Origin of the sequence: Streptomyces sp. NPDC058663, from assembly GCF_042716745.1 — a bacterium.
Taxonomy (GTDB): Bacteria; Actinomycetota; Actinomycetes; order Streptomycetales; family Streptomycetaceae; genus Streptomyces.
Genome location: NZ_JBHXRV010000019.1, coordinates 36026 through 52952, shown reverse-complemented (window position 1 = coordinate 52952; position 16927 = coordinate 36026). Strand labels below are relative to the sequence as shown.

Annotated in this window: 13 protein-coding genes; 8 read left to right on the top strand and 5 right to left on the bottom strand. The window is 72.5% G+C overall.

What is annotated here, in order from left to right; all coding sequences use genetic code 11:
* Positions 1–2: 2 nt before the first annotated feature.
* The 3 genes from ACFWVV_RS16025 to ACFWVV_RS16015 form a co-directional block, all read right to left on the bottom strand.
* A complete protein-coding gene (locus tag ACFWVV_RS16025; protein ID WP_384352749.1) occupies positions 3–635 on the bottom strand; it encodes an isochorismatase family protein in 633 nt (210 codons plus the stop codon).
* Between the two features lie 93 nt (positions 636–728).
* On the bottom strand, positions 729–2339 hold the full coding sequence (locus ACFWVV_RS16020; RefSeq protein ID WP_384352752.1) for a (2,3-dihydroxybenzoyl)adenylate synthase: 1611 nt from the start codon (positions 2337–2339) through the stop codon (positions 729–731).
* A gap of 104 nt (positions 2340–2443) precedes the next feature.
* On the bottom strand, positions 2444–3433 hold the full coding sequence (locus ACFWVV_RS16015; protein WP_384352827.1) for an ABC transporter substrate-binding protein: 990 nt from the start codon (positions 3431–3433) through the stop codon (positions 2444–2446).
* 167 nt (positions 3434–3600) lie between these two features.
* Between ACFWVV_RS16015 and ACFWVV_RS16010 the strand changes: the two genes are divergently transcribed.
* The 3 genes from ACFWVV_RS16010 to ACFWVV_RS16000 are packed head-to-tail and all read left to right on the top strand — an operon-like array spanning position 3601 to position 6768.
* The gene (locus tag ACFWVV_RS16010; RefSeq protein WP_384352755.1) at positions 3601–4689 is read left to right on the top strand and encodes a FecCD family ABC transporter permease; all 1089 of its coding nucleotides are present in this window, start codon (positions 3601–3603) and stop codon (positions 4687–4689) included.
* Positions 4686–5864, top strand: coding sequence for a FecCD family ABC transporter permease (locus ACFWVV_RS16005; RefSeq protein WP_384352758.1), 1179 nt, complete (start codon positions 4686–4688; stop codon positions 5862–5864). The genes ACFWVV_RS16010 and ACFWVV_RS16005 overlap by 4 nt, the downstream gene beginning before the upstream one ends.
* Positions 5865–5868: 4 nt before the next feature.
* A complete protein-coding gene (locus tag ACFWVV_RS16000) occupies positions 5869–6768 on the top strand; it encodes an ABC transporter ATP-binding protein (protein ID WP_384352761.1) in 900 nt (299 codons plus the stop codon).
* A 24-nt stretch (positions 6769–6792) separates the two neighbouring features.
* Here ACFWVV_RS16000 and ACFWVV_RS15995 read toward each other — a convergent pair whose 3' ends face one another.
* Positions 6793–7896 carry a M20 family metallopeptidase gene (locus ACFWVV_RS15995; protein WP_384352830.1) on the bottom strand — a complete coding sequence of 368 codons (1104 nt, stop codon included), beginning with the start codon at positions 7894–7896 and terminating at the stop codon, positions 6793–6795.
* A gap of 335 nt (positions 7897–8231) precedes the next feature.
* Between ACFWVV_RS15995 and ACFWVV_RS15990 the strand changes: the two genes are divergently transcribed.
* Positions 8232–10412 carry a tetratricopeptide repeat protein gene (locus ACFWVV_RS15990; protein ID WP_384352764.1) on the top strand — a complete coding sequence of 727 codons (2181 nt, stop codon included), beginning with the start codon at positions 8232–8234 and terminating at the stop codon, positions 10410–10412.
* Positions 10413–10415: 3 nt separating this feature from the next.
* Here the strand turns inward: ACFWVV_RS15990 and ACFWVV_RS15985 are convergent, their stop codons facing one another.
* Complete coding sequence (locus ACFWVV_RS15985; RefSeq protein WP_384352767.1) at positions 10416–11582, bottom strand: hypothetical protein; 1167 nt, start codon at positions 11580–11582, stop codon at positions 10416–10418.
* A gap of 867 nt (positions 11583–12449) precedes the next feature.
* Here ACFWVV_RS15985 and ACFWVV_RS15980 point away from each other — a divergent pair.
* The 4 genes from ACFWVV_RS15980 (at position 12450) to ACFWVV_RS15965 (ending at position 16913) form a co-directional block, all read left to right on the top strand.
* Complete coding sequence (locus ACFWVV_RS15980) at positions 12450–14120, top strand: cytochrome bc complex cytochrome b subunit (protein ID WP_384352770.1); 1671 nt, start codon at positions 12450–12452, stop codon at positions 14118–14120.
* A 157-nt stretch (positions 14121–14277) separates the two neighbouring features.
* Entirely contained in the window at positions 14278–15183 is a 906-nt protein-coding gene (locus ACFWVV_RS15975) for a LysR substrate-binding domain-containing protein (RefSeq protein ID WP_384352773.1), read from the top strand.
* 108 nt (positions 15184–15291) lie between these two features.
* Entirely contained in the window at positions 15292–15861 is a 570-nt protein-coding gene (locus tag ACFWVV_RS15970; protein ID WP_384352776.1) for a cysteine dioxygenase, read from the top strand.
* The gene (locus ACFWVV_RS15965; protein ID WP_384352779.1) at positions 15861–16913 is read left to right on the top strand and encodes a YeiH family protein; all 1053 of its coding nucleotides are present in this window, start codon (positions 15861–15863) and stop codon (positions 16911–16913) included. Before ACFWVV_RS15970 ends, ACFWVV_RS15965 begins: the two co-directional genes overlap by 1 nt.
* Positions 16914–16927: the final 14 nt, after the last annotated feature.

Sequence of the window (16927 nt, the reverse complement as noted above, 5' to 3'; positions counted from 1 at the left end):
CCTCAGATCCCCTTCAGAACGGATTCGGTGGTGGTGACGACCGCGCACCGGCCGGCCGCGTACTTCAGCGCCATGTCGTGGTCCGCGCGGGAGAAGTCGGCCACCGCGTCGGCGACGACGAAGGCCTGCACGTCGCGCATCCACGCGTCGCACGCCGTCATCAGGACCCCGATGTGCGCGTACACGCCGACGATGACGAGCTGGTCGCGGCCCGCCTCGCGCATCCGCTGCTCAAGGTCGGTGCGGACGTACGCGCTGTACTTCCACTTGGTGAGGACGGTGTCGCCGGGCTCGGGAGCGACCGGTCCCGCGATGGCCTTCGCGTGCGCGTCGTCCGGCAGGCCGGGCCCCCAGAAGTCCTGCTGGAGTCCGCGCTCGGCGGGGGACTGCCCGCCGGGCTGGGCGGAGTATAGGACCGGCATGCCGGCGCCGCGGGCCGCGGTCGCCAACGCGGCCACGTTCGGCAGGAGTTCGCTGGTCGGCGAGGTGCCTTCGGTGTACGCCGTCAGGAAGTGGTTCTGCAGGTCGTGGACGAGCAGCACCGCCCGCTGCGGATCGATGGTCCAGCCCACCCGGTTCTCGGGCAGCTCGTCGGGGGTGGGCATGGCGTACGGGGCGACGGCGGGGAGGGCCATGGGGGGCCTTTCGTAGAGCGGGGCGGTGCGTGGTCGTACGTGTGACGGGTGGGGTCGTACGTCTTACGGGTGGTGCGGGGGAGCTGTGGAGGGTCAGCCCTGCGGCGCGGCGGCGATCGACCGCTGGTCCTTCTTGCTGATCTTGCCGATGCCGGTCTGCGGGAACGCGGTCACGAACTCGACCCGGTCGGGGACCTTGTACGCGGCCAGGCCCTGCTCCCGTACGAACTTCTTGACCGCCACGGACTTCAGCGGCTCGGCGCCGGCGCGCAGGATGACGTAGGCGAGGGTCCGTTCGCCCAGGTACTCGTCCGGGACGGCGACCAGCGAGCAGTCGTGCACGGCGGGGTGGCCGAGGATGATGTTCTCGATCTCCTCGGGGGCGATTTTCTCGCCGCCGCGGTTGATCTGGTCCTTGGCCCGGCCCTCGACGACCAGGTGGCCGGTGGGGGTTCGGCGCACGATGTCGCCGGTGCGGTAGAAGCCGTCGGCGGTGAAGGACCGCGCGTTGTGCTCGGGTGCCCGCCAGTAACCACGGATCGTATAAGGGCCGCGGGTCAGCAGGTGACCCGCTTCACCCTCGGGGACCTCCACGTCGGCGTCGTCGACGATGCGGATCTCGTCGGCGGCGGAGATCGGCCGGCCCTGGGTGGTGACGATCGTCTCCGGATCGTCGTCCAGACGCGTGTAGTTGACGAGCCCCTCGGCCATGCCGAAGACCTGCTGGAGAGTGCAGCCGAGCGCCGGGCCCACCCGGCGGGCCGCCGCCTCGCTGAACTTCGCACCGCCGACCAGCAGGACCTCCAGGCTGGAGAGGTCGTACGAGGTGGTGGCGGCGGACTCCGTCCAGACCAGGGCCAGTGGAGGAACCACCCCGGTGATCGTGACGCGTTCGCGCTCGATCAGCGGGAACGCCGTGTCCGGGTCGGGCTGCGGGCACATGACCACCCGGCCGCCCGCGTGGAGGACGCCGAGCGAACCGGGGGAGGAGAGCGGGAAGTTGTGCGCCGCGGGGAGGGTGACCAGATAGACCGAGTCGGCGCTCACGCCGCAGAGTTCGTTGGAGCCCCACAGGGAGTAGATGTAGTCGTCGTGGGTGCGGGGGATCAGCTTGGGCACACCGGTGCTGCCGCCGGAGAGCTGGAGGAAGGCCAGATCGCAGGGGGCCGGTCCGTCGAGGTCCGTCGCGGGGAGCGGGACCTCGGTGAGCGGCGTGTGCACACCGGCGTCGCCCACCACGAAGACATGGCGCAGGGTGGGGACGTCGGCGCGGACCTTCGAGGCCAGGTCGCGGTAGTCGAAACCGGCGGCCCGGTCGGGGACGACGTACGCGACGGCCTCGGTGAACTCGCAGAAGTAGTGGATCTCGGTCTCGCGGTGCGCGGGGAGGGCGAACACGGGGAGCGCGCCGACCTGGAACAGGGCGAAGACCACTTCGAAGAACTCGGCGATGTTGGGGAGCTGGACCACCACCCGGTCGCCCCTGGAGATGCCTCGCGCGGCGAAGCCGGAGGCCAGCTCGCTCGCCCTGGTGTGCAGTTCGGCGTAGCTCCAGTGCCGGTCGCCGTCGGTTATCGCGGTCCGGTCGGGGTGGGCCTCGGCGCGGGAGCGGAGCATCTCGCCGAAGGTTTCGCCGTTCCAGTAGCCGGCGGCACGGTACTGGGCGGCCAGGTCGTCGGGCCAGGTGGGGGCGTCGGGCAGCACGGGGGTTCCTCGGCGGGGGTCGTGGGGCGGGGCCGGACCAGGTGCGGGTCCGGCCCCGAACGAAAGGACGTGAGGGCGGGGCCGGGAGGGCGTGAGGGCGGGGCCTACTTGGCGGCCATGGCCTTCTGGATGTCGTCCAGGACCGAGACCGCGGCCTGGGCACCGCCCAGACTGGTCCACTTGGAGCCGTCGATCTCGGTGACGTGCTTCTCCTTGACCGCGGTCAGCTGCTGGTAAGCGGGCTTCGCCTTCAGCTCGGTGAAGAGCTTGGCGTCCTTGCCCGCGGAGGTCAGCGTGCCGATGAACAGCCAGTCGGCGTCGATCTGCTTCAGGTCCTCGTCGCTGAGCGGCGTCGAGTGGCCCTGGCCCTTCTCGTTCTGGATGCCGGGGCGCTTGAAGCCGATCTCCTTGACGACGTCCGAGATGAACACGCCCTGCTGCATGACCGCGGTGCCCTTGGCGGAGTAGCGGGCCACCGACACGCTCTTGCCCGCGCTCGCGCCCAGTGCCTTCTTCACCTCGGCCACCTTGGTGTCGTACCCCTTGAGGAACTCGGCGGCCTCGTTGGACTTGCCGAGCACCTTGCCGGTCAGCGCGAAGGACTTCTTCCAGTCCTTCTTCTTGTCGATGGTGACGACGGTCGGCGCGATCTTCTGGAGCTGCGCGAGGACCTGCTTGTCGGCGAGCTGGCCGGCCAGGATGACGTCCGGCTTGGCCTGGATGACCTTCTCGATGTCCGGTCCGGTGACCGCGCCGACCACCGGGATGCCCTTCGCCTGGTCGGCGAGGTAACCCGGGGCGCCCTTCTGGCCGCGGCCCGCGGACAGCCCGACAGGCTTGACCTTCAGAGCGAGGGCGGAGTCGAGGTCCATCTCGCTGAGGACGACGACGTTCTTCGGTGCGACCGGGACCTTCACCTCGGCGCCGGTCGCGTCGGTGACCGGGACCTTCTCCGCGCTCTTGGCCTGGCCCGCGGCGTCCGGCTCCTTGGAGGCGGACTTGTCCGAACCGCAGGCGGAGAGGGTGAGGGCGGAGGCGAGGGTGAGGGCTGCCACCGCGGTCAGCCGGGCGCGCGGGGTGAGGTTCGACGACATGTCCGTGATCTCCATGCTGGTGAAGGCGAAATGATGCCCGGCCAGAAAACCGGACATACGGGGTGTCACCCCCCGAGCGGGGGCATGGCGAACTGGTCCCGCGGCAGCAGGGAGTTCGCGGTGCCCCGACCAGGGGATCCACGTGGTGGTTAGGTTAGGCTAACTTCATGTTGGTTGCGCAAGAGGGGCGGGTCCGGGAGTCCGGATCCGAACCCCCCATACCGGGCTCGGCGAAGCCGCACCGCCCCACGCTCCTGGCGGCCGCCGCTCTGGTCCTGCTCCTGCTGGGACTGTGCGTGCTGTCGCTGTTGATCGGCTCGGGCTCGAACCCGATGGCGCGCGCCTGGGGGTTCCTCACCGGCGACCCCGCCGCCCGCGCGGATGCGCAGATCCGGCTTGCCGTCATGGACGTACGGCTGCCGCGCACGCTCGCCGGACTCCTCGTCGGCATCGCGCTCGGCGCCGCCGGCTGCCTGCTCCAGGCCGTCACGCGCAACCCCCTTGCCGAGACCGGACTGCTCGGCGTCAACTCCGGCGCCGCACTCGGCGTGGTGATCGGACTCACATACTTCGGCGTCACCTCGGCGTACGGAGTGCTGGTGTGGGCGCTCGCCGGTGGCATGGCGGCGAGTTCCGTCGTCCTGCTGCTCGCCGCGTCCGGGCGGGCAGCAGGGTCGCCGCTGCGGCTCGTGCTCGCAGGATCCGCACTCGGCGCGACGTTCCACGGGGCCACGTCGTATGTCCTGCTCGGCACCCAGTCCACCTTCGACACGTACCGCTACTGGACGATCGGATCCCTCGCGGGCATCGAGACCAAGGACACCTACCCGCTGATCCCGCTGATCGTGGTCGGCCTGGTGATCGCGTTCGCCTGTGTGCGCCCGCTGTCCGCACTGGCGCTCGGCGACGACAGCGCGCGCTCGCTGGGCCACCACCCCGGCCGGATCCGGCTGATCGTGGCGGTCGCGGTGACACTGCTCGCGGGAGCGGCGGTCGCACTCGCGGGGCCGATCGCCTTCCTCGGCCTGCTCGCCCCGTACGCGGCACGCGCCGTCACCGGGCCGCGGATGGCGGGCCAGTTGGTGCTGTCCGGACTGTTCGGCGCGGTCGCGATGATCGCCGCCGACCTGCTCGCCCGGGTGGTCATCAGGCCGTGGGAGACACCGGTGAGCGTGCTGCTGGCCTTCATCGGCGGCCCGCTGCTGATCTGGATCGCGCGCTCGCGGCACCTGTCCACGGCGGGAGCGAGCGCATGACGAAGAACGGCACCGCTACGGAGCCGAACAGCTCCCCGCCCGTTCCCCTCCCGGTCACCCCGCCCGACTCCACCCCCGTACGCCTCGGCACCCTCTCCTGGCTGTTCCCGTACCGCAGCGCGCTGGTGGCCGTCGGGCTCTCGGTGCTGATCGGGGTGATCGTGGCGTGCGCCGCGTTCGCCAGCTCCACCGGGATGAGCTTCTCCGACACCGTCGCCGGGCTCCTGGGCACCGGGGACTTCGCCACGGTGATGCTCGTCCAGGAGTTCCGGCTGCCGCGCATCGCGGTGGGGCTGATGGTCGGCGCCGCCCTCGGCATCGCGGGCTGTCTGACCCAGACCCTGGCCGGCAACAGGCTCGCCACCCCCGACGTCATCGGCGTCAACGACGGTGCCACGGCCGCCGTCGTCGCGTCCGTCGTGGGGTCCTCCACCGGCATGATCGGCGACTGGTGGCTGGGACCGCTGGGCGCCGCGCTCGCCGCCATGCTGGTCGTGCTGTGCGCGGGCGGCGCCGGACGCGGCGGCTACCGGATCCTGGTCGTCGGCATCGGCGTCTCCACCGTCATCGGCGCCGCCACCGACCTGGTGATGTCCCGTGAGAACGACAACACGGCGGGCGGCGTCTTCCTGTGGACCGTCGGCTCGCTCAACGGCCGTGACTGGGGCGTCGGCACCCCGCTCTCCTACCTGCTCCTCGTCCTCGTGCCCCTCGCCCTCGTCATGGGCAGCCGGCTCCAGCTGCTGCGCTTCGACGACGACATGGCGGCCACCCTCGGCGTCAACGTCCCCCGGGTGCGGGCGCTCTCCCTCGCCCTGGCCGTCGTCCTGGCCGGCATCGCCGTCGGCATCGGCGGACCGATCGCGTTCGTGGCGCTCGCCGCGCCCGTGCTCGCCGCCCGGCTCGGCGGACCCACCCGCGTCCCCGTCATCGGCTCCGCGCTGGTCGGCGCGGCACTCGTCGCGGGCGCGGACGCGCTCGGCCGGGTCATCGCCCCGGTCGAGATCCCGGTCGGCGTCGTCACCAGTGTGCTGGGCGGCCCCTTCCTGCTCTGGGTGCTCTTCGGCAACAAGCCCTCGACGCGCCCCGCCGCCTCCCCCGCGTCCGTGGCGCCCTCGACTCCCGGCGACGCTCCCGCCTCCCCCTCCAAGTCCACCCGGACCGGAAAGGCCTGATCCCGTGGAACTGACCGTAGAGGCGCTCACCGCCGGATACCCCGGCCACCCCGTCGTCGACGGCGTCGACCTCACCGTCCCCAGCGGCAAGGTCGTCGCGATCGTCGGGCCCAACGGGTGCGGCAAGTCGACCCTGCTGCGCGCCGTCGCCCGACTGCACAAGCCGGAGTCGGGCACCGTGCGCGCCGGGGACGCGGACGTCTGGCAGCTCACCCAGCGCAGGGCCGCCCACCGCATCGCCCTGCTCGCCCAGTCCCCGCAGGCCCCCGAGGCGGTCACCGTCGCCGGACTCGTACGGTACGGACGCCACCCGCACCAGGGCCTGTTCCGGCAGTGGTCGCGCGAGGACGAGGCGGCGGTCCGGGCTGCCCTGGAGGCCACCGGCACCACCGCGCTCGCCGAACGCCGCCTCGACCAGCTCTCCGGCGGGCAGCGGCAGCGCTGCTGGCTGGCGATGGTCCTCGCCCAGGAAACCCCGATCGTCCTCCTCGACGAGCCGACCAGCGCCCTCGACCTCGGCCACGCCGTCGAAGTCCTCACCCTGGTGAGGGAGGTGGCGGCGGCGGGCCGCACCGTCGTCATGGTCCTGCACGACCTGGCGAGCGCCGCCCGCTACGCCGACACCGTCGTCGCCATGAACCGGGGCCGCGTCGTCGCCCACGGCCCTGCCCGCGAGGTGGTCACCGCCGCTCTCGTGAAGGAGTTGTACGGCGTCGACGCCGACATCCTCGCTGCCCCGGGCGACGGCTCACCGGTCGTCGTACCGGTCGCGAAGGCGGCGGGCACGGACGCGGACGCTCCGGCGGGCACGGACGCGTCCGCTTCGGCGCGCGCAGACACGGCCGTGGGGGCGGGCACGGATCCGGCCGTTGCGGCGGACGCGGTCACCACCTCCGTAAGCTGACCGCGCATCGCGCCCGCCGCGGGACTACCGCCGCCGCGTCACCGCGAAGTCCGCCGCCGTCCACGCCAGCGCCACCGCCCCGTCCAGCATCGCCCCCTCGGCGGCCGGGGTGGCGGCTGCCGCGGTGAACTCCGGCTGGTGCGGGCCGCTCGTACCGCTGCCGATGTCGAGCACCGGGTGGATCGAGGGCACCACGTGCGACACGTTGCCCATGTCGGTCGACGCGAAGGGGCCGCGCACCTGCGGCTCGGGCCGGCCCAGCTCGCGCGCGTTCGCCGACCACAGCGCGACCAGCTCCGGATCGGAGCGGAAGTCCAGATAGTCGGGCGAAGGCTGTACGAGGTCGATCTCGCAGCCGGTGGCCAGCGCCCCCGCCCGGAAGCAGTCCTCCACCCGGCCGCGCAGCTCCCGCAGTTCCTCCACCGAAGGGGTGCGCAGCGCGTACGAGGCACGGGACCGCTCCGGGATGGCGTTGAGCGCGGTACCCGCCTCGGTGGCGATGCCGTGCACCTTCCACTCCCCGGGCAACTGCTGCCGCAGCAGCCCCAGGGCCACCTGCGCCACGGTCAGCGCGTCGGCCGCGTTCCGCCCGTCGTGCGGGTTCATCGCCGCGTGCGCCGACTTCCCCCGGTACGTCACGTCCAGCGAGCCCATCGCGAACGACCGGAAGTCCGCCACCTCGAACGGACACGGGTGGACCATCATCGCCGCGTCCACCCTGTCGAACGCCCCCGCGTCGAGCAGCAGCGCCTTACCGGCCCCGCTCTCCTCGGCGGGAGTGCCCAACACGCGTACCGTCAGACCGAGTTCATCGGCATACGGAGCCAGCGCCAGGGCCGCGCCCACCCCGGCCGCGGCGATCAGGTTGTGCCCGCAGGCATGCCCCATGCCTGGCAGCGAGTCGTACTCGCACGCCAGCGCGACGGTCGTGGGGCCGGAGCCGGCGGTCGCCTCGAAGGCGGTGTCCAGACCGTAGGCGGGAGCGGTGACGGCGAAGCCGTGCGCGCGGAGCAGGTCCGCGCACCAGGCGGCGGCGCGGTGCTCCTGGAAGGCGGTCTCCGGGTGCGCGTGGATCCGACGGCTGAGGGCCAGAAGCTCTTCCCGGACCTCGCCGACGCGGGCGCGCATCGCGGCCTTCACCTCGCGCGGGACCGTCCTGCCGACCGTACTGGCGTCCGTGCCGTCGGCCGGGCGACCGTCCGTACCGCCGACCGGGCCGCTGTCTGTACCGCCGCCCCTGCCACCGGCTGGGCCGCTGTCCGTGCTCTCCGACACCTGTTGTCCTCCTGACCATGGAATATGTGCGGATCCTGCCACCCTACGGGGGCCGGTCCGGTCCTCGTGCGCCGTACCGGGAGGGTCGGCCGGGTGGGGGGCAACACCGGGCCCACGGACCGGTGTTGTGTGCGGGCTCGTGCGGATACCGTTGATCCCTCACGACCGGTCCGACGGGGGAGTGCCTGATGCTGGATCCCATTTCGCTGGCTGCCGTCACGGCGGTGCTGGGAGCGGTCGCCAGCGGCACCGCGAACGAGGCGGGCAAATGGGTCTGGCAGTCGACCGGAGGCCTGGTGCAGCGCGCCCTCGGCCGCCACGTGGCCGCACCTTCCAGTGGACGCCAACTCGACGACGTGGCACACCGGTTGCATGAGGCGATGCGTCACGACCCCGGTCTCGCCAGGGACTGGGCCGCCTTCGCCGGCACCGTGACGAGGCCGGGACGCGTCCGTTCCACACCCCGGCTGCCCGCCGCCCCGCACTCCTTCACCGACCGCAGGAAGGTGCTGAAGCAGCTCGACGAGGAAGCCTCGCGCAAGGCCGACGGGCGCCCCCGTGCCGTCCTGCTGTACGGCCCCGAAGGCATCGGCACCAGCGCGGCGGCAGTGTTCTGGGGCAACCGGGAGGCGAGCGGCCGGTTCCCCGACGGGCAGCTGTACGTCGATCTGCGCGGCGGCCCGGAAGGGGCCATGGACGCGGGCGCCGTACTGCGCGACCTGTTCCGCCAGCTCGGGGTGGGCCACGAAGAGATACCCCCGGCCCAGGAGCACCGGGCGGAGTACTTCCGCAGCTGCGTGGCCGACCTTCACCTGCTCGTCGTACTCGACCACGTGACCTCCGCCGCCCAGGTGCGCGCGCTGCTGAGCTCGGCGCCCGGAGTGGTCACCGTGCTGGTCGCCCGCGACCCGCTGCACGGGCTGGACATCCTGCGGGTACCCGTCGGGCCTCTCACAGACAAGGACGCGCGCAGACTCCTCGTCAAGGTCGCGGGCAAGCAGGCCGTCGACGCCGCCCACGCCCGGATGCCCGCCGTCCTCGCCCGCTGTGCGGGCTCGCCGTACGCGCTGCGGGCCGCCGCGCCCCGGTTGCACGCCCATCTGCCGCCGTCCCGCCCGGAAGGGTCGCCCCTGCCCGCCATGAGCGAGAACGACGCCGTCCGCGTCGCCATCGACGACGCGTACCACACCCTCGACCCGGCCACCGCCCGGATCTACCGGCTGGCGGCCCTGCGCCCGTGGCCCGGCTGCTCCGCCCGGATCGCCGGGTGGGCCGCCGGCGTCCCGGCCGCCGAAGCCGCCCGCGCGCTGGACGTCCTCGCCGGGCTCCAGCTTCTGGACGTCACCCCCCAGGGCGGTTACCGGTACCGGCCCTCCGTACGCGCCCACGCCGAACAGGAAGCCTTCCGCGCGGACGGCGTCGCGGTCTGTTCCGCCGCGGTGCAGCGCGTGCTGCGCGGACTCCTCCACTTCGCCGAGCCGACCGCCCGCGCCGCCCTCCCGCAGAGCTGGCGCTCACCGCGGCCCGCCGCCACCGACGCCGAGGTGGGATACCGGAGCCCGGGCGACGTGCTGGCCGCGCTGGCGGCGGAAGCGGGCAATCTCGCCGAGGCGGTGGCCGCGGCCGACGAGTTCGGCGAGCCCGACACCGTGTGCCGGCTGGCGCGCGCACTGTGGCCGGTCCAGCTGAAGGCGGGCCTGCTCGAAGTCCTGCTGCCCGCACTGCACACCGGAGCGCGCACCGCAGCAACCCACTTCCCCGGCACCCGTACCGCCGGGATGGCGCACGCCCACCTCGGCTTCGCCCTGACCGCCCTGGAGCGGTACGAGGAGGCCGAGAGCGCACTGCGCGCCGCCGCCCGCGACGAAAGCGCGGCGGGTCACTTGCGCGGCCAGGCCTCGGTGGTCGAGGGGCTCGGACTCCTGCGGATGGCGCAGTGGCGCTGGGCGGAGGCGTACGGCCTCTTCGAACAGGTAGGCGCCCTGTACGCGCAGATCGGTCCGGACGACGACGGTGCCGCCGATCTGCCGCGCGCACTCGCCCTGCTGTCCCGCCACCGGGGCCGCGCGCTGGCCGGACTCGGCAGGCCCGAGGAGGGGCGCGCGCTGCTCGGCGCGGCGGTGCGTTCCTTTCGGACCCTGGGGGCGGGCGGCGACACCTACAACACGGCACGCGCGCTGACCGATCTCGCCCGCACCCACGTCGACGGCACCCGGCCCGCGAGCGCGACGGAACGGGCGGCCGCGCTGCCGTTGATCGACGAGGCGCTCGCGCTGCTGGAGGACGAGCAGGCCGTCCACCACCTCGCCTACCTGCGTCAGCTGCGAGCTCTGTGTGTCGGTGCGGAAGGGATTATTCGTCCCGAGTGACCGTCACAGGTCATCCCGAGTGACCGTCACCGGGTGCGCGGTGCGCCCGATGCGTACGGCCAGGCCGTCCGGCGGCAGGCCCGTCGCCTGGCAGGCGTACAGCGCGGAGGCGTACGCGGCCGGGTCGGCGCCATGGCCGCCGGAGAGGTGGAAGAGGGTGCCGGCCCGGGTGCGGACCGTACAGCTGCCGGGGCCGGTCACGTAGACGGCCAGCGCGCACTGCGGGAAGCGTTCCAGTACCTCGGCCGTCCAGTGGGCCGGGCCGCCGTAGCGCGGGTCGTCGGGTGCGCCCTCGCGGAGGATCACGTCCGCGAGGGCGAGCCGCCCGGGGTCCCTGGTGTCCTCGTGCACCACCGTGTGCACGTCCCCGGCGGCCGGGGGAGTGGCGCGCGGGTCGGCGTAACGGGTCACCGCGACCTCGCCGGGCGTGCCGGTGGGACGGGTGACCACCCGGACGGGTGCGGTACGGAGCGCGGGGTCGTACGGCGGCACGGGGAGCGGGAGGAGCGTGGCGGGGCAGTCCGGCTCCGGGCGGCCCATCAGGCGGTAGAAGAGGGTGCGCAGGAGGGCCGCCGACTCGCCGGGGACGGCGCTGGTGAATCCGGCGGCCTCCGTCAACGGCCGGTGGCCGGCGATGAGCTGTTCGATCTGCGGGGCGAGGGGGCCGTACGGGTCCAGGCGTGGCGCCCCGGCGACGAAGGCGGCCACGGGGGAGTCCGGGTCGAGCCCGGCCAGTGGGGCGCTGCCGAGCAGCACCGGGAGCCCGAGGGCCGCCGCATAGTAGGAGACCGCACCGTGGTCGCCGACGACCGCGTCCGCCGCGAGGACCGTCTGCCGCCAGTGGTGCAGCGGGTCGATCAGGGTCAGCCCGGCCCGCCGTGCCCGGTCCAGCCAGGCGCGGACCTGGCCGGGGCCGTGCCCGTACCAGATGTTGGGGTGCAGGACGGCGGCGATCCGGTACTCGTCGGCGGGAAGTTCGGACGTCAGCCGGGGGAGCAGGCCCGGCAGCAGGTCCTCGTCGCCGCCGTCGCCGAAGAGCGACTCGGGGTTCCAGGTGGAGTTGAGGACGACGAGCCGCTGCCCGGGACGGACGCCCAGCGCCCTGCGGAACCGGTCCCGGTGCGGGCGGGCCGCCAGCATCCGGTCGAAGCAGGGATCGCCGGCGAGCACACCGGTGTGCGCGGCCCGGGGGCACGCTTCCCTCAGCCGGTGCTGCTGCTCGGGGTGGGACAGGACGAGCGCTTCGGCGAGCGGGACGCCGTCGTGGAGGAGCCACTCGGGGGAGAGCCCGAAGGTGGGAGGCGTCGAGGCGGCACCCGGCCCTGAGGCGGCACCCGGCCCTGAGGCGGCACCCGGCCCTGAGGCGGCACCCGGCCCTGACGCGGCCTCGGCCGCGAGCCGCCCGGTGTCCGGTGTCCGGTGTCCGGTGTCCGGTGTCCGGTGTCCGGTGTAGCCAGCCTCTTAGTGTAGCCAACCCCGTGTGACAGGATGGCCAACTCCCCCCGAATCAGATGGAGTTCGCCCCCGAAGCTCGCGGATATCGCGAGCGCGACCGGCGTCGCGAGCGCCTGCTCCCACGGCAGCACCGGTACCCCCGTCGCGGCCAGCAGCTCCGCCACCCCGGCGCGGAAGGCCGAGGACCCGGGACAGGTCACCAGCAACTGCACCCCCCAGTCGTCGTCGAACAGCGGGAGCACGTCCAGCAGCCGGGTCGCGGACGTCACGTTGTGCACCACCAGGAGCACCTTCCGGCACCCGCCCCTGGCCGCCCACCGGGACGACCCCTCGCCCACGGGCACCCGTATCCAGCCCTCGCCGCCCGGATCCGTCACTCTCACCCCGTCCCTCGCCCCCCCGCTCCGTACCGTACGACCGGTCACGATATCCAGCCGCGTACGCGCCGGTCGCCACGGCTGCCGGGAGGTCCCGCTCAGGTCGGTCCGGCCGGCACGTCACATCTCAACGCCCTGTCTCGTCAACCTTGTTGGATCTGTATGGCGACGCGCCTACTCTGAAGGTCCGGATGAGGGGGTCGTGATGAGCGAGCCGAGCGACGGACTCACCAAGGGCACCGGTGCGCGGACCGGGCCGCCGGGCAAGGGCGAGAAGCTGGCCGACTGGGCGGACGGACGCCTGGGCCTGTTCACCCTGGCCAAGAGCAACATGCGCAAGATCTTCCCGGACCACTGGTCCTTCATGCTGGGCGAGATCTGCCTCTACAGCTTCCTGATCATCATTCTCACCGGCATCTACCTCACTCTCTTCTTCGAACCCAGCAGCGCCGAAGTCGTCTACCACGGCGCGTACACGCCGCTCAGCGGCGTCCGGATGACCCGGGCCTTCGAGTCCACCCTCGACATCAGCTTCGAGGTGCGCGGCGGACTGCTGATCCGGCAGATCCACCACTGGGCGGCGCTGGTCTTCGTCGCCGCGATGCTCGTGCACATGATGCGGGTCTTCTTCACCGGGGCGTTCCGCAAGCCGCGCGAGATCAACTGGCTGCTCGGCTGGACACTGCTCTTCCTCGGCCTGATCACCGGGCTGACCGGGTACTCGCTCCCCGACGACCTGCTCTCCGGCACCGGGCTGCGCTTCGCGCACGGGGCGATCCTGTCGGTCCCGGTGGTGGGGACGTACCTCGCGTTCTTCCTCTTCGGCGGCGAGTTCCCCGGGGACGACATCATCGCGCGGCTCTATCCCGTCCACATCCTGCTGCTGCCCGGGATCATGCTGGGGCTGGTCGTCGCCCATCTGATCCTGGTCTTCTACCACAAGCACACCCAGTTCGCGGGCCCCGGAAGGACCGAGAAGAACGTCGTCGGCGCCCCCTTCCTGCCCGTGTACGTCGCCAAGGCCGGAGGCTTCTTCTTCCTCGTCTTCGGCGTACTGGCGATCGTCTCCGCGGCGTTCTCGATCAACCCGGTGTGGGCGATCGGCCCCTACCGGCCCGACCTGGTGTCCACCGGTGCGCAGCCCGACTGGTACCTCGGATTCTCCGAGGGACTGATCCGGGTGATGCCCAGCTGGGAGATCAACGCCTGGGGACACACCCTCCAGCTCGGTGTCTTCATCCCCTTCACGCTCTTCCCGCTGATCATGCTGGCGATAGGCGTCTATCCGTTCATCGAGGCGTGGGTGACAGGGGACAAGCGCGAGCACCATCTCGCGCAGCGTCCGCGCAACGCCCCCACCAGGACCGGGCTCGGCGTCGCCTGGCTGACGCTGTACGCGGTGCTCCTGATCGGCGGCGGCAACGACCTGTGGGCCACCCACTTCCACCTGTCCCTCAACGCCCTCACCTGGTTCGTGCGCGTCGCCTCCTTCGCGGGACCGGTGCTCGCCTTCGTCATCACCCGGCGGATCTGTCTGGGCCTCCAGCTCAGGGACGCCGAGAAGGCCGTGCACGGCAGGGAGAGCGGGACCATCAAGCGGCTGCCGCACGGCGAGTACGTCGAGATCCACATCCCGCTCTCGCAGGCCGAGCTGTACACCCTGACCGCGCACGAACAGCCCGTACCGTACGAGGCCGGGGCCGAGGTCGACGCGAACGGGGTGCGGCGCTCCGTCCGCCGCAGCGACCGGCTGCGGGCCAGGCTCGCCAAGGCGATGTACGGGCCGGGGACGTACGTGCCCAAGCCGACCGCCGAGGAGTACCGGGCGCTGCACAGCGGCGACTCGCACGACTCCGGGGGAGGGCACGGGCACTGACGCGCGCCGGGCACCGGGCGGCCGGCGCCGGCCCCGGCGTGCCGGGCCGTACGTCCTGGGAGCCACCGTCCGGGTCGGGAAATGAGCTCCCGGCGCCCCAAACCCGTCCCGCCGGGACCCGTGGGAGAGCCACCCAAATTCTGCTTATGATGCGCTGGTGTTCGATTCGAGGCACATCAAGTCCTTCCACGAAGTGGTCCGCACCGGCTCCTACTCCGCCGCCGCGCGCTCGCTCGGCTACACCCAGCCCGCGATCACCCAGCAGATGAAGGCCCTCGAACGGGAAGTGGGCACGCCCCTGTTCACCCGGGCCGGGCGCGGGCTGCGCCTCACCGAGGCCGGCGAGACCCTGTCGAGGCACGCCGCGGCCATCCTCGACACCATGACCGCTGCCCAGCAGCAGATGAACGCGCTGACCAGGCTGCACACCGGGCGGGTGCGGGTCTGCGCGTTCCCCAGCGCCAACGCCACCCTCATCCCCGAAGCCATGGCGCGGCTGGCCGCCGGACACCCCGGAGTACGGGTCGAACTCAGCGAGGACGAGCCGCCCGAGTCGCTGCACCGCCTGGTGCGCGGCGAGTGCGACATCACCCTGGCCTTCACCTATCCCGGGCTGCACGAGGACGTGCCCGAGGACGTGGCGGAGATCCCGCTCCTGGAGGACCAGCTGCTCGTGCTGCTGCCGACCAGGCACCCGCTGACCCGGCGCCGGTCCGTCAGGCTCGCCGACCTGGCCGAGGAGCGGTGGATCGCCGGCTGTCTGCGCTGCCGGGTCAACTTCCTCCACGAGTGCGCCGAACAGGGCTTCGCGCCGGACATCGCGTTCACCACCGACGACAACCTGGTGGTGCAGAGCCTGGTGGCCGAGGGGCTCGGGATCGCGATGATGCCGGGCCTCGTCCTCAACTTCCTGCGGCACGAGAAGGTGACAGGGCGGGCCCTCGCCCCGGCCTCCAAGCGGCAGGTCTCCGCATACGTCCTGCGGCAGCATTTGCGGATCCCGGCCACCGCCCTCGTACTCGACGAGCTGAGAACGGTCGCCGCCAACAAGATCGGCTGCTGAGCGTCCGCCGCACCGGATCACACGGCCCGCCACCCATAAGCAGAATGTGGGGAACGGCGTAGGAATCGGTGTTGGACGTGATGGATCGTACGCCGTCACCCTGCCCGTATGACCACGACTTCGACCGCCTACACGGCAGCGCGTACCACCGGCCGCCTGGACGCCCTCGTCGCCTCGGTGCGCGAAGCCGTCGGCCGCGGACTCCCGCCGGACCTCACCGCCTACCTCGTCGGCGAACGCCTCGCCCCGCACCTGGGCGCCGACGACCTCCTCACCGCCGAGCAGCAGGAGAGCGACCCGCACCGCTACCGGCAGCACCTCCTGCACGCCGAGCACGACGGCAGCTTCTCGGTCGTCGCCCTCGTCTGGCTGCCGGGCCAGGAGACCTCCGTCCACGACCACATCTCCTGGTGCACCACCGGGGTCCACCAGGGCGAGGAGCGCGAGCGCCGCTACCGCCTGGTCCCCGCGGGCCAGGGTGCCGAGGCCCACCTCGTCGCCACCGAGGACGTCGTCAACCCACCGGGCGCGGTCTGCGGGTTCGCCCCGCCCGGCGACATCCACAAGGTCTGGAACGCCTGTACCGACACGGCGATATCCCTGCACGTCTACGGCGCCGACATATCCCGCATCGGTTCCAGCGTCCGCCGTGTCTACGCCCTGCCGGCCGACCGCTGATGGCACTCCTGCGGGAACGCCCGGCCGGGCCGTCCGCCGCCCCTTCCGCACCCCGCACACTGCCGGGGCTCGCCCTGGCGGCGGCCGGGGTCGCGGCCGCCTGGGCGGTCCATCTGCTGCTGCCCGCCGTGCCGATGCTGACCGCCGCCGTGGTGCTCGGCATCGTCGTCGCGCACCTGCCGTTCGCCCGGGCCCTGGTGCGCGGCGGGGCACGGCCCGGGCTGACCTTCGCCGGGAAACGGCTGATGCGGGCCGGTGTGGTCCTGCTCGGGCTGAAGCTGAGCCTGGACGACGTCCTGGGCATCGGCTGGGCGACCGTCCTCATGGTCCTCGCGGTGGTCGCCGCGACCTTCTCCGGCACCTGGTGGCTCGGCCGGAAGATGGGGCTGCCCGGCGACCAGCCGCTGCTCATCGCCACCGGGTACTCGATCTGCGGGGCCTCCGCGATCGGCGCGGTCAGCGAGGCCACCGACAGCGACGAACGCGACACCGCGACCTCGGTGGCCCTGGTCACCCTGTGCGGCACGCTCGCCATCGCCGTACTCCCCCTGCTGCACGGCCCGCTGGGGCTCACCGACGCCGAGTTCGGCCGCTGGGTCGGAGCGAGCGTGCACGACGTGGGGCAGGTGGTGGCCACCGCGCAGACGGCGGGTCCCGCCGCACTCGGCGAAGCCGTCCTGGTCAAGCTGATGCGGGTGGCGCTGCTCGCACCGCTGGTGGCCGCGGTCGCCCTGTCGGTACGCAGGAGGCGCAGGACCGCACCGGTGGCGGGCGGCCGCAGGGCCGCACGGCCGCCGCTCGTCCCGCTCTTCGTCGTGGGCTTCCTCGCGATGGTCGCGCTGCGCAGCACCGGCCTGCTCCCGGGCGCAGCGATCGGCCTGGCCCAGCACGCGCAGGAACTGCTGCTGGCCGCCGCCCTGTTCGGCCTGGGCAGCGCCGTGCACCTGCCCACCCTGACCCGCACCGGAGGCCGGGTCGCCGGGCTCGGGCTGGCGTCGTGGGTGGTGGTGGCGGGAGTGTCGTACGGGGGCGTCCTGCTGACCACCTCCTGAACAAGCGGACGGAG

Coding starts and splice junctions, on each gene's coding strand:
- ACFWVV_RS16015 (WP_384352827.1), bottom strand. CDS start 3,433: ATGTCGTCGAACCTCACCCCGCGCGCCCGGCTGACCGCGGTGGCAGCC.
- ACFWVV_RS15970 (WP_384352776.1), top strand. CDS start 15,292: ATGACCACGACTTCGACCGCCTACACGGCAGCGCGTACCACCGGCCGC.
- ACFWVV_RS15990 (WP_384352764.1), top strand. CDS start 8,232: ATGCTGGATCCCATTTCGCTGGCTGCCGTCACGGCGGTGCTGGGAGCG.
- ACFWVV_RS15995 (WP_384352830.1), bottom strand. CDS start 7,896: ATGCGCGCCCGCGTCGGCGAGGTCCGGGAAGAGCTTCTGGCCCTCAGC.
- ACFWVV_RS15980 (WP_384352770.1), top strand. CDS start 12,450: ATGAGCGAGCCGAGCGACGGACTCACCAAGGGCACCGGTGCGCGGACC.
- ACFWVV_RS16025 (WP_384352749.1), bottom strand. CDS start 635: ATGGCCCTCCCCGCCGTCGCCCCGTACGCCATGCCCACCCCCGACGAG.
- ACFWVV_RS16005 (WP_384352758.1), top strand. CDS start 4,686: ATGACGAAGAACGGCACCGCTACGGAGCCGAACAGCTCCCCGCCCGTT.
- ACFWVV_RS16010 (WP_384352755.1), top strand. CDS start 3,601: ATGTTGGTTGCGCAAGAGGGGCGGGTCCGGGAGTCCGGATCCGAACCC.
- ACFWVV_RS15965 (WP_384352779.1), top strand. CDS start 15,861: ATGGCACTCCTGCGGGAACGCCCGGCCGGGCCGTCCGCCGCCCCTTCC.